At 49.5% G+C, this 12993-nt stretch carries 13 protein-coding genes; all 13 read left to right on the plus strand.

Translation table 11 applies throughout. The features are described from left to right. The first annotated feature begins 109 nt into the window (after window positions 1-109). The 13 genes from SCARR_RS01410 (at window position 110) to SCARR_RS01470 (ending at window position 12956) form a co-directional block, all read left to right on the plus strand. Window positions 110-559: a nucleotidyltransferase gene (locus SCARR_RS01410; protein ID WP_222846126.1), complete on the plus strand. Its 450-nt coding sequence runs from the start codon at window positions 110-112 to the stop codon at window positions 557-559. Next, on the plus strand, window positions 556-1428 hold the full coding sequence (gene rfbA / locus SCARR_RS01415) for a glucose-1-phosphate thymidylyltransferase RfbA (RefSeq protein WP_136059748.1): 873 nt from the start codon (window positions 556-558) through the stop codon (window positions 1426-1428). The genes SCARR_RS01410 and rfbA overlap by 4 nt, the downstream gene beginning before the upstream one ends. Continuing rightward, window positions 1428-1970: a dTDP-4-dehydrorhamnose 3,5-epimerase gene (rfbC, locus tag SCARR_RS01420; RefSeq protein ID WP_136059749.1), complete on the plus strand. Its 543-nt coding sequence runs from the start codon at window positions 1428-1430 to the stop codon at window positions 1968-1970. Before rfbA ends, rfbC begins: the two co-directional genes overlap by 1 nt. Window positions 1971-1990: 20 nt before the next feature. Further along, window positions 1991-3043 (plus strand): GDP-mannose 4,6-dehydratase, encoded by a 1053-nt coding sequence (gene gmd, locus SCARR_RS01425; protein ID WP_136059750.1) that lies wholly within the window; start codon window positions 1991-1993, stop codon window positions 3041-3043. Between the two features lie 30 nt (window positions 3044-3073). Continuing rightward, window positions 3074-3418: a four helix bundle protein gene (locus SCARR_RS01430; RefSeq protein ID WP_136059751.1), complete on the plus strand. Its 345-nt coding sequence runs from the start codon at window positions 3074-3076 to the stop codon at window positions 3416-3418. A 6-nt stretch (window positions 3419-3424) separates the two neighbouring features. Continuing rightward, on the plus strand, window positions 3425-4663 hold the full coding sequence (locus SCARR_RS01435) for a GDP-L-fucose synthase family protein (RefSeq protein WP_136059752.1): 1239 nt from the start codon (window positions 3425-3427) through the stop codon (window positions 4661-4663). Window positions 4664-4868: 205 nt separating this feature from the next. Further along, window positions 4869-5621, plus strand: a complete 753-nt coding sequence (locus SCARR_RS01440) for a hypothetical protein (RefSeq protein ID WP_136059753.1) — start codon at window positions 4869-4871, stop codon at window positions 5619-5621. A 14-nt stretch (window positions 5622-5635) separates the two neighbouring features. Next, complete coding sequence (locus SCARR_RS01445) at window positions 5636-6283, plus strand: hypothetical protein (protein WP_136059754.1); 648 nt, start codon at window positions 5636-5638, stop codon at window positions 6281-6283. A gap of 683 nt (window positions 6284-6966) precedes the next feature. Then, on the plus strand, window positions 6967-8388 hold the full coding sequence (locus SCARR_RS01450) for a nucleotide sugar dehydrogenase (RefSeq protein ID WP_136059755.1): 1422 nt from the start codon (window positions 6967-6969) through the stop codon (window positions 8386-8388). Window positions 8389-8433: 45 nt separating this feature from the next. Then, window positions 8434-9621: a non-hydrolyzing UDP-N-acetylglucosamine 2-epimerase gene (gene wecB / locus SCARR_RS01455; protein WP_222846127.1), complete on the plus strand. Its 1188-nt coding sequence runs from the start codon at window positions 8434-8436 to the stop codon at window positions 9619-9621. Between the two features lie 282 nt (window positions 9622-9903). Next, the gene (locus tag SCARR_RS01460; RefSeq protein WP_136059756.1) at window positions 9904-11139 is read left to right on the plus strand and encodes a glycosyltransferase family 4 protein; all 1236 of its coding nucleotides are present in this window, start codon (window positions 9904-9906) and stop codon (window positions 11137-11139) included. A gap of 188 nt (window positions 11140-11327) precedes the next feature. Further along, window positions 11328-11654, plus strand: a complete 327-nt coding sequence (locus SCARR_RS01465) for a four helix bundle protein (protein WP_222846128.1) — start codon at window positions 11328-11330, stop codon at window positions 11652-11654. A gap of 168 nt (window positions 11655-11822) precedes the next feature. Next, on the plus strand, window positions 11823-12956 hold the full coding sequence (locus SCARR_RS01470) for a glycosyltransferase family 4 protein (RefSeq protein WP_168432878.1): 1134 nt from the start codon (window positions 11823-11825) through the stop codon (window positions 12954-12956). Window positions 12957-12993 lie beyond the last annotated feature (37 nt).

Genomic DNA, 12993 nt, shown 5'->3' on the forward strand with positions numbered 1-12993 from the left:
CGGAGCGGATTAAGGCATTGATCGTAGCTCGAGATATGGCGTTTGACTATAAGCCGCTTAAAAGGGTCGCCTGTATTCGAAAACTGGGCTGATGTATTTTTCGGAGGACATGAAGGAGCTTGTTGAGCTGTTCAACAAACATGGCGTGGACTTTGCCGTTTGTGGTGGATTCGCGGTGGCTCATTATGGATTCGTTCGAATGACCATGGATTTTGATTTGCTGGTTTTACCCACTGCAGCAAATGCAGCAAGGATCATGATGGCGCTAACCGAATTTGGATTTGGGAATGCTGGCTTCTCTGAAAAGGATTTTCAGTCCCAAGGCACAGCGGTCACGCTGGGTGAGCAACCAAACCAAATCGATTTGCTGACTTCCATGAGTTCGCAATCTACGGCCGATATTTTAGACCAAGCAGCATCTGTTCAAATGGAAGGCATGAATATGAAAGTAGTGGGCTATAAGGATTTGCTCGCGGCTAAGCAAGAGGCAGGTCGAGTAAAAGACAAGCTTGATGTGGAAGAGCTCAAAAAAATAAAGGGGCAAGGGGGCGAACTATGAAAGGCATTATTTTAGCAGGTGGTTCAGGAACGCGGTTGTATCCGCTGACGCAGGTCGTGAGCAAGCAGATGCTGCCGGTGTACGACAAGCCGATGATCTATTATCCGCTCTCGACGTTGATGCTTGCCGGCATTCGCGATGTGCTGATCATCAGCACGCCCCACGATCTTCCCATGTTTAAAACGCTGTTAGGCGATGGATCAAAAATTGGTATGAACTTCAGCTATGCCGAACAACCGAGCCCGGACGGTCTCGCGCAGGCGTTCATCATTGGCAAGGAATTCATTGGCGACGATTCCGTTGCGCTGGTGCTGGGCGATAATATCTTCTATGGGCATGGTTTTCAGAATATGCTTGGGAACGCTTCGGCCAGCGATGCCGGAGCAACGATTTTTGCTTATCAGGTGGTTGATCCGGAGCGCTACGGCATTGTTGAGTTTGATGAAAACGGCAAGGCGCTGTCGCTTGAGGAAAAACCCGAAAAGCCTAAGTCCAATTTTGCCATTCCCGGACTCTATTTCTACGACAACCGCGTGGTTGAAGTTGCTGAAAACATGAAACCTTCTGCACGTGGCGAGCTGGAAATTACCGATGTGAACAAGCAGTATCTCGAATGGGGTGAGCTGAACGTCCAAAACCTAGGCCGTGGATTCGCCTGGCTCGATACCGGCACGCACGACGCGATGCATGAAGCATCCAACTATGTTGAAACCATCGAGAAGCGGCAGGGGCTTAAGATTTCCTGCATCGAAGAGATTGCTTATCGGCTGGGCTATATTGATAAGGAGCAGCTAGTTGTTTTGGGCAAGGTCATGGAAAAGAACAACTATGGGCAATATTTGCTTCGTTTGGCGGAAGGATTGATCTAATGGAAATGGTTGATCTGGCAATTCCTGACGTGAAGTTGTTGAAGCCCCGCAGGTTCAATGACGGCCGTGGCTTTTTTCAGCAAACTTTCCAGCAGCTCCAGTATGCCGAAGCAGGAATTAATGTGCAGTTTGTTCAGGACAACTGGTCGCGTTCGTCGAAGGGGGTTCTGAGGGGCCTGCACTACCAGCACGAGCATTCTCAGGCCAAGCTGGTCAGCGTGATGCGCGGCGAGGTGTTCGATGTGGTCGTGGACATGCGGCGCAGCTCTCCAACCTTTGGCAAGTGGGTGGGTGAAATCCTTTCGGCGGAAAACGGGCATCAGTTATTTGTGCCCAAGGGCTTTGCGCATGCTTTTTTGGTGTTGAGCGATGTGGTTGATTTTATCTACAAGTGCGACGACTATTACACCCCGGGCGATGAGTACGGCGTTATTTGGAATGATCCAGAGGTTGGAATTGAGTGGCCGGATGCCGGCATCCCATTGGTTTCCGAAAAGGACGAGGTGTTGCCGACGTTTGCGGTTGCAAAGTATTTTGACTGATAAGAAATAGGAGTAGGATAATGAAAAAGGCATTGATTACAGGAATTACGGGGCAGGACGGGTCTTATTTGACTGAGTTGCTGCTGGCTAAGGGCTATGAAGTGCATGGCATCATCCGCCGGGCGAGCACCTTCAATACGCATCGCATCGACCACCTCTATCAGGATCAACTGGAAGGGCATTCGCAGATGATCCTCCATTACGGCGACATGACCGACTCGAGCAACTTAAACCGGTTGATCGAAAAGATTCAACCGTCGGAAATCTACAATCTCGCCGCGCAGTCGCACGTTCAGGTTTCGTTCGAGGTGCCGGAATACACCGCCGAAGCAGATGCCATCGGAGTGTTGCGCATTCTCGACGCCATCAAGGAGACCGGTATTGATGCTCGATTCTACCAAGCCTCCACTTCTGAGCTCTACGGACAGGTGATGGAAGTGCCACAAACCGAAACCACGCCGTTCTATCCGCGCTCTCCCTATGCCGTGGCCAAGCTGTATGGCTTTTGGATCGTGAAGAACTATCGCGAATCCTACGGATTGCACGCCAGCAACGGCATCCTGTTCAACCACGAGTCACCGCGACGCGGTGAAACCTTTGTTACCCGCAAGATCACCATGGCCGTTGCCCGCATTTCGCGCGGTCAGCAAAAGTGCCTCTACATGGGCAACATCAATGCCCGGCGCGATTGGGGCTATGCGCCCGACTATGTTGAAATGATGTGGATGATGCTTCAGCAGGAAACGCCCGACGACTATGTGGTGGCTACAAACGAAATGCACACCGTTCGCGAGTTCATCGAAAAATCATTTGCGCGTGTAGACATCGAAATCGTGTGGGAAGGCGAAGAGGTGAATGAAGTCGGCAAAAACAAAGCGACCGGCGACATTGTTGTTCGGATGGACGAGCGCTATTATCGCCCCTGTGAAGTTGAACAGTTGCTCGGCGATCCGTCCAAAGCCAAGCGTCAGCTCGGCTGGGAACCCACGGTTAAGTTCGAGGAACTCGTTCAAATCATGACCGACGGCGACCTGAGGTTGTTGGATGACCCCAATTATGAAGTTGGATTCTAATCGATTCCTGTTTGGTGTTAGGAGTTTGGTGTGAGTGATTTCAAAGATCTAGAGGTCTGGCAAAAATCCATAGAGGTCGTTGCTGAAATCTATCGTATTTCTTCAGGTTTTCCTGATTCGGAGAAGTTCGGGCTTACTAACCAGATAAGACGGGCGGCGGTCAGCATCCCGTCGAATATTGCAGAGGGCAGTGCTCGTCATCACTCAAAGGACTTCATTCACTTTCTTCGGATTGCGGATGGTTCGGCTGCGGAAGTTGAAACACAACTAATTATAGCTAATAAACTGGGATATGAGGATTCGGAAGAAAACATGGATGAGAAACTGGTTGTTATTCGAAAAATGTTAGCTGGATTGATTAAATCTTCGAGGTAAAACATCATGCGTTGCACTACTCCAAACTCCAAACTCTCAACTTTAAACCCCATCCCGCGCGATGCGCGGATCTATGTGGCCGGCCACCGCGGTCTGGTGGGAAGCGGCATCTGGCGTGCGTTGGAACGGCACGGCTACACCAACTTGATCGGCAAGTCGATTGACGAAGTCGATCTGATCAACCAGCAGTCGGTCGAAGATTTCTTCGCGGCCGAAAAGCCGGACTATGTGGTGCTCGTTGCCGCTAAGGTGGGGGGCATCGTGGCCAACAGCACCTACCGCGGTCAGTTTATCTACGAAAACCTGATGATCGAAATGAATGTGATCCATGCGGCTAAAGTGCATGGGGTGAAGAAGCTGCTGTTCCTCGGATCGAGCTGCATCTATCCTAAGCTGGCGCCTCAGCCCATGAAGGAAGAGCATTTGCTCACTGGACCGTTGGAGCCGACCAACGAGCCGTACGCCATAGCCAAGATTGCCGGCATCCGCCTGTGCGATGCGTATAACCGTCAGTATGGAACCAACTTTATTTCAGCTATGCCCACCAACATGTATGGGCCGGGCGACAACTACCACCCCGAAAATTCGCATGTTTTGCCGGCCTTTATCCGCCGCATGCATTTGGCGAAGGCGCTCATGGACGAGGACTGGGTTGGTCTTAAAAAGGTTTATAGTCGCGAAAAGGCACAAAAAAAAGATTTGGTTCTTCAATCTTCAGACACCAAACCCCAAACTCCAAACCAGACCGAGCTTTTGGATTGGCTAGGGAAATCCGGTATTCAACAACTCCCCGCGAGCGAAGCGACCGATAATGTGCATGAGCACATAAAGACCAATGGTCTTGGTTCAACTCCAGACTCAAAACTTCAAACTGCCCTCAAATGCTGGGGAAGTGGATCGCCTTTGCGGGAATTCCTCTACAGCGACGATCTGGCCGAGGCCTGTGTTTTCCTGCTGGAAAACATCAGCTATGCCGATTTGGCCTTCGAGGATGACTCCGGCACCGTGCAGTCGCATGTCAATGTGGGGTCCGGTGCGGAGGTCACCATTAAGGAGCTCGCTGAAACCGTGAAGGAAGTCGTTGGCTATGAGGGCGAGATTGAGTGGGATGCCGCCAAGCCTGACGGCACGCCGCGCAAACTGATGGACTCCTCGCGTTTAATATCGAAGGGTTGGAGCCCGCAGATCGACATGCGCGAAGGCATCGCACTCGCTTATAAGGATTTTCTCTCCCGATATGCTTAAAAAACGGTTATTTATAGCTCATCAACTGAACCGGCATTGCCCGCGCCTGTGAGGCTTTAATACCTCCTAAACTTGTGTCGTGACGCTAAGCAAGTTTTACTTTCTAGCAAAATTTACTAAAAATAAGATTCATTTTTCTTTGTTGGCACAATCCTCTGTTGTTAGTCTGCCTTTCTAAATCGCAAAGGCATCAAGGGAGGTAAAGATGAAGAAGGTGTGTATTGTTTCGTTGGCGGCAATCTGGCTGGCAGGCGGCGTTGGAGCTGAAACCGTTGTTTTTCAGACGAACAGCGAGTTTCCTACGACTGGGGAGTTCATAGAAGGCGCATTTGATGAGGCTATAACAACCAACGTTGCGGAAATCGCCGGGCTTCTGGTGTCGGCGCGAACGGGAAGCACAAACCATCAGATTAACGCGAATGGATACAGTTTGGGGATTAACAACAAGCTTACCCCGGTTGATGCGGAGGAACGCTTTGAGGCGGGCGAGTCGCTTTTTCTTTCCTTCAGCAAGGATGTCGAAATTTCCAAGCTGGACTTCAGGAATTTTGAGTTGGATGAAACCTTCACGCTTTCTGTTCAGGGAAAAGCTGCGGTTGTCATTCTCGGGAGCAGCCTGGACAACTTATCTCAAGACTATATATGGACCAATATTTCGGTAGGTGCGCATACGGATATTGAATTCTATACAACAGAAGATGGCGAAATCGGTTTGGACTCCATGGATCTCACGGTCGCCGAAGGAACAGACGAGCTGATTCTGTCATTCGGCAGTTCCAATGGGGTTTCCCAAATCGCTGTAGATTTAAATGGAGCGGCCGCGACCAACTATGTGCTGCAACGCTGCGACGATCTGGCTTCCAATGATTGGAAGAGGGTGTCCACGTTCTGGACCGATACCAACTGGGTGGTTGAAGCAACCAACAATAGCGGTTTTTACCGTGCTGTCGTTGATTAGGCAGGGGGCGCGTCATGGACAACTCAAAAAGCAAGGGCCGGTACCGCATTGTTGGGCGGCTAGCCATTTCAATAGCCCTTTTTTCGACGGTTGGATCAATCTACGGAGAGATGATTGTTTTCGAAGGCGTGGATGCCTCGACCGTAACCACAGGTGATTTGTTGGAGGGCGTGTCCAATGTTTGGATTACCAACACGGTTCAGGAATTCTCTGGCCTAGAAATGCGTGCGCGATCGGGAAGCGGAACTCAATCGCTCAATGCCAATAACGATTACTTTGGTATCAACTCTGATATTGCAGGAGAAGATTCAAGAGCTTTCGATGTCGGCGAGACTATGTTTCTTTCCTTCGACCAAAGCGTGCGCATTGATCGGATTGATTTCAATCTTTTCGACAGCGGAGAAACATTTACGGTTAAGATTTCAGGGATGGATGCTGTGGCGATCAGGTGGGATGACCTTTCTCAGCAAAATCAGGATTATATTGATTTTGCTGAAGGCCTGGAAGTTGCCGCCAATGTGAAAATCGAATTTTACGCATCTTCAGGATCGATTGGCATAGATAGCATGAATGTTGAAATGATCCCCGAACCGGCCGTAATGAGCTTTATTGGGTTGACCGGCTTTGGGCTTTTGGTCGGTAGGCGTTTGGTTGGGGTTTAGATGATGTAGACCGGGGCGACGACCCCGGATTTTTGCACAAATGATGATAAAAGCGTTCTGACCCTTTCGCCTAGCCATGCGCATGTCCTAATCACACTGCTGAAGCCTCCTGTCTCGAAAAAACCGGACTGGGCGGTTATTAAGCCCTTGCTGGGAAAGTTGAGTCTCCGGTGCGATTCCGTGAACTGGCAGCAAGGAATCCGGTCGGAGTGGAACTGAATTAATGCGTTGCCTGCTCGATACCAACATCCTCATAGAGGCCGTTGGGAATTCTTCCCCGGCGGTTGCGGCGCTTGAGAAGGCTGTTGCTTCAGAGTGGGTTGGCTACTCGGCCATCACTCGTCTGGAACTTTTCGGCTAACGATCAACAACTCCGGCAAACTTAGCCCAAAGGACCAGGAACTAAGTACTAACCCTTCGACATTAAAAACATCCTGCTTCGTCAACTTGTAGATGCGCGGTTGTAATAGGCAGCTGGCTGTTATCTACGTTCCGTTCCTAAATCTTAACACCTATTTGTCCGCCGTAGCCTAAGATGTAGGAGGGAAACTTAACTCTGCACCTTTGGTACGGACTCTCAAATCCAAAACATCATTTTATAGGATCGAACCATTGCGCCCTTTTTGTCTCTTAAAACCTAAACCTTAAGCCCTCGTTGCCTTGCAACGTACCCGGAGAAACCTATGAAAACAAACAACCCCCAGCAAACAACCGTCAACTTTGATTTGGGCAACGTTCAGATCGGTATCATTGGCCTCGGCTATGTCGGCCTGCCACTTGCCGTCGAGTTTGGAAAAAAGTTCCCGACCATCGGATTCGACATTAACGAAGCGCGTGTGGATGAACTAAAGGGCGGAACCGACTCCACCCTCGAATGTTCCACCGAAGAGCTCGCATCCGCGAAGCATCTGGCCTTCACAACCGACATCTCCAAACTTCAAACCGCAAACTGCTACATCGTCACTGTTCCGACTCCCGTCGACAACTCCAACCGTCCCGATCTGACTCCGCTCATTAAAGCCAGCGAGACCGTTGGCAAGGTCATCTCGAAAGGCGATGTGGTTATCTATGAATCGACCGTCTATCCCGGCGCAACCGAGGAAGACTGCATTCCCGTTGTGGAAAAGGTTTCCGGTCTAAAATATATCTCCTCTGATCCCAGCCCTTCGCCTTCTGATCTCTGTCCTCCGTCATCTCTCCGAGCCGTAACGCTCTCCGAGCCGGAAGCTGACCTCTGCGCGCCTGAAGGCGCGGGTTTCTACGCCGGCTACAGCCCCGAACGCATCAACCCCGGCGATAAGGTTCGTCGCTTGACCAATATTGTAAAAATCACATCTGGCTCCACGCCTGAAACGGCTGACTATGTGGATGCACTCTATCGCAGCATCCTTACGGTCGAAACGCACAAGGCGCCGAGCATCAAGGTAGCGGAAGCGGCGAAGGTGATCGAAAACACGCAGCGCGACGTTAATATTGCTCTGGTCAACGAACTCGCCATGATCTTTAACCGCATTGGCATCGACACACTCGATGTACTGGAAGCAGCCGGATCTAAGTGGAACTTCCTGCCGTTCCGTCCAGGGTTGGTTGGGGGCCACTGCATCGGGGTCGATCCATACTATCTCAGCTTTAAGGCGCAGCAAGCGGGCTACTATCCCGAGCTGATCTCAGCCCAGCGCCGGATCAACGACCACATGGGGCAGTTTGTGGTGGATGAAACCGTTAAGCTGATGCTCAAAAAGAAAATTACCGTCAATGGCGCCAAGGTTTTGGTGCTGGGTATAACCTTTAAGGAAAACTGCCCCGATGTCCGCAACACCCGCGTCGTCGACATTGTCCATGCATTCGAGGGATACGGTTCGGACGTCACCATCTACGATCCCTGGGCTTCTCCCGAAGAAGTTAACCGTGAGTATGGACTTACGATTAGAGGACAGAAGACAGAGATCAGCGGACAGAAGTTCGACTGTGTAGTGCTGGCGGTTGCGCATGATGAATTTGCGGCAATGAGCGCAACGGATTTCAAAGCACTTTGTGCAGAACAAAACGTGATCTACGATATAAAAAATGTGCTGCCCCGAGAACTAGTGGATGCGCGTCTTTAGAACAGATTCTTTCGAAAATAATTAATGGTTTAAAATGGTGTTGCTATGAAGAAAATGAAAATAATGTCGGTTGTCGGGGCGCGCCCGAATTTTATGAAAATTGCGCCATTTGCTCATGAATTGGTAAAGCACCCTGATCAATTTGAGCACTTTCTTGTGCATACGGGACAGCATTACGACAAGGCTATGTCCCATTCTTTTTTCGAGTCGCTCAACATCCCGCATCCGGACGTTGATCTGGGCATTGGATCCGGCAGCCATGCTGAACAGGTCGGGCGCACCATGATTGAGTTCGAAAAGGTTCTGTTGGAGCAAAAACCTGACTGGGTGGTTGTGGTTGGGGATGTCAACGCAACCTGCGCATGCTCCATTACGGCTAAAAAGCATCACATTAAAGTTGCTCACATCGAAGCGGGGCTCCGGTCTTTTGATTTGCACATGCCCGAAGAGATTAACCGGATGGTCACCGACAGCATTTGCGACCTGCTCCTCACGCCGGACGAGTTTGCCAACGAAAATTTACGCCGTGAAGGGCATGCCGAGTCGCAAATAAAATTTGTCGGTAATATCATGATCGACACTTTGGAGGCGAATCGGAATCAAGCGGCTGAGCTCGATTTAAATGAAATTATCCAGCGCAACTTGATTCCTCCAGATGTCAGCGGTCAGGCGTCAGAAGTCAGTACTGATTTTCGATCTCCAGTCTCCGACCTCTGTGAAAATAGTTTCACTGTTCTCACCATGCACCGACCTTCAAATGTCGATAGCAAAGAAACCCTTGAGTCGCTGGTCCGACTGTTGATCGATAAAGTTTCCATTGAGATGCCGTTGGTTTGGAGTGTGCATCCACGCACCAAGAAAAACCTTCAGCGGTTTGGTTTATGGGATGAGGTCATGCAGTGTGCGAATATTATCCTGATCAATCCCGTCGGCTATCATGAAATGCTCAAACTTAATATGAGCGCAAAAATCATGCTGACGGATAGCGGTGGCCTGCAGGAGGAAAGCTGCGTGTTGGGTACGCCATGCATCACCATGCGTGAAAGTACTGAACGGCCTGTCACGTTGGTCGAGCATGGAGGCGTTTCTGAGTTGACGGGGTCCGACCCCGAGGGAATCCTCGTTGCCTTTAAGCAGTTTTTAAATTTTGATCGTCGAGGGCACTTCCCGCGTTTGTGGGATGGAGGGACGGCCAAGCGAATTGTAAATGCGCTCCGCGATGCAGGTTGCTGACCGTTGCGAGCTCTCAACACCTTCGCCCTTCATAGATTGATGGGGCTTATGCAGTAATCCAATCAGCCCATTAACCTAAACAGGGAAATGGAACCACGGATGAACTCAGATGGACACTGATTGCCAATGAGATATGTTGCCTAAGGCACTCACTTGACGGAGTAATTCAGACATTTACCTATCTATTTCTGTTATCCGAGTTTATCGGTGGCAACAACTCCCGTCTGGTCGTTCTTTTGCGGTTCATTTCCGTTCTCAGGATTAAGCGTTCGATCTCATTTAATGAATGATCCAAAAATATTTTTTGCAGGGTGTTTGGATGCTGATCCGTATTTTTGTCTGAAGCAATGTGACAGAACGATTGTGTCGGAGTTGGGGAGTTGGGGAGTAAAGGTGAGGGAGCTGCATAAAGAACTTCCGCCCGGGAAAGTTTTCAGAAAGATTAACCGGAAGGTGCTTTATCCCGCTCTTGTTGCAAAAGCAACGAAGTCGTGTGTTCTAAACAGGATAGATGATTACGCATTACGCAATACACATTACTCATCACTTTTACATATCAGTTCCCAGTGCTACGCTAACCTAATACCTAAATCCAGCATCCCTACGACGATCACGGTTCACGATGTTGCAGAATTTGACTACCCGGAGGGGTATACCTCTGCACAGCTAAGGCGATGGGAAACACGAATTGAACAACTAAAGAATGCAGAACTTGTTTTCACCGTGTCGGATTTTACGAGGCAAGAGCTAATTAAGAAAACTGACGTTTCGGCAGAAAAGATCATCGTCAATCCCAATGGAATTGACTGCGGGTTTAGAGTTCTTGATGAATCAGAGATTTTAAATTTGTCACGAAACCCGCTTGGCACCAGGCATAAGGTAGTAGGCACTAGGGCGAAAGAACTGGTGAATGGGGCGCTAGAAACTCGGTTCTTGGTTCTGGCTGCCGGCAGTAACATTTACCGGAAAAACCTTCCAACGCTTTTCAAGGCCGTAGAGGAGTTAGGGCGTAGGGGAGTGCCGGTGACGCTTGTGAAGGCGGGGGAGCCGATAGGGCAGAAGTCAGCTTCCGGCTCGGAGAGCGCTACGGCTCGGAGAGATGACGGAGGACAGAGGACAGAGAGGCGTGGGCTGAAGACGGTGTTACATGGAGTGGAGATTATTAACCTCGGGTTCGTTTCTCAGACCGAGTTAAATACGCTCTACAACCTATGCGACGTCCTGGCTTTTCCTTCGTTCTATGAAGGTTTTGGCATGCCGGTTGTTGAGGCGCAGCTGTGCGGACTGCCTTGCGTAGTATCGAATGCGTCCTCATTGCCGGAAGTCGGAGGGGATGGGGCTCTGTATCACGACCCAGCGGATGCGGATGCGCTGGCCGATCAACTAGAGCGTGTTTATAAAGATAGGCGCCTGCGAGGTGAGCTTCAGGAAAAGGGATTCAGTAATGCGGAACGTTTTTCATGGGGTAAGCATGTCGATATTTTGCTGAAAGGATTTCAGCGGGTTTTAGGAAATTAGGGTTTAGGCGTTAAGTGGGGGTTAAGAAGAAGATTGTTTTAGGTGGTTATGTATTAGGAATTAAGACCGCCCTGCCTATAACCTAATGCTTAAAACCTAAAACAGATTTCTTCCTAAAACCTAAACACTTAATTCTTAAATCAGGAGCCGAGGGCGACTATGTACCAATCATTTGAAAACTTGGAGGTGTGGAAAGCTTCGTTGGAGTTAAGTGTTACGGGGTTTATGCCGAATTGAAGAAATGCCGGGATTATGGCTTCAAAGATCAGATCTGTCGTGCTTCAGTGAGCATTCCATCTAACATTGCCGAAGGCATGGAACGTGATTCCAAGAAAGAAACGATTCACTTTCTGCATATTGCAAAAGGATCCTGTGCAGAAGTTCGAACCCAATTGCATATTGCTTCTAAAATTGGATACATAGAAAAGCAAGTTGTGGATGAGTTGCTAAATGTTGCCGAAAGCATCTCCCGCATGCTCCATGGTTTAATTAAGTCCCTCGGGGGCCGGAGTTAAGTGTTATGTTTTATGTGTTAAGCGGAATCCTAATTCCTGCCAATTAGTTCCTAAAACTTAATGCCTAATCACTTAAACCTTCGCCAACGGGCTCTCTCCTAATCCTTAAAACCTAACACTTAAAACTCTCTTGTGAACCGCATCCTAATCATATCGCCATGTTCTGGAGTGGGCAGCGGTGCAGAAATCGTTCTGGAAGAATTATTGAAGGCCTGGACGCCTGAGGATCTGCAACTCGTGTTGTTGGCTCCCGAAGGAAGCCGCCCTCATGACGCGGCAAAAGAGTCAGACATTGAGTGGCACGACCTTTCGATTAAGAAAAACGGTTTGCACATGCTGGATAACTTGCGGGCTGTAAAAGCCGCATGTGAATCCATACCGAAGTGCGATGTGGTGTTGTCTTGGACCATCCGTACCTTCCCAGCATCGGAATGGTTGGGCAGGCAATGGACGGTTCCATGTGCCGGCGTATTGCACGACAATCCTTTTCCCCGGAAAATGCATGGCCCGGTTCTATGGAATCCGCGGGGAATGGATTTTAAACGTCTTTGTTCCTGGAAAGAAATGCTCTGGCATAGTCAGGAATATGTTTTGCGGACGTGGTGGCGTTGGCAATGGGCGCATAGGGTTGCAAATCGTTTTTCAAAATTGGTCTGTGTCAGTGAAGCCGTTCGTCAGGAATGCATTCGAAACGGATACAGGTGTCCGATGACCGTCATCAGAAACGGTCTGGTGGATATTCCTGTAGGAGATGGGATTCAAGATGGGAAATTGCGCATCGGCTTCTTAGGAATGGAGCATCCGCATCGGAAAGGGTTTTCGGTTGTTGAACAATGGATTTCCCGATTAACGGGTGATGTTGTGTGGAAGCTCTATGGAGGCGCATCGAAAAGTACGGTCAGACGCATCGAAAAACTAAAGAAGCAGTATTCAATTGAATACCGTGGTTTTCAGGATCGAACGGCCATATTCAAGGAAATCGATGTCTTAATGCACGCCAGCACTTTGTTTGATCCGCTTCCAACTGTTCTGATCGAGGCAGCGCGGGCGGGCATTCCATGTGTGGCTTCCTCTCAGGGTGGTGCTTCGGAAATAGTAGAGGAAGAAGTTAGTGGAAGTATTTTTGATCTGGATGAGACCGATGTGGGGTTGGAAAAGCTCAATGCCCTGTTCGATTGCGGGAGGCGGGAAAGAATGGGAAGGAACGCCCGGAACCTTTTTGGAGAACGATTTCGGGTGGAACGCATGGCACAGGAATACCTGCTGTTTTTCACATGCCTCATAGGTGGTAAAAATACCTAACAACAGCCATTTTTGGCCACGCGTAATTGGGAGTGGT

Origin of the sequence: Pontiella sulfatireligans (genome assembly GCF_900890705.1) — a bacterium.
Taxonomy (GTDB): Bacteria; Verrucomicrobiota; Kiritimatiellia; order Kiritimatiellales; family Pontiellaceae; genus Pontiella; species Pontiella sulfatireligans.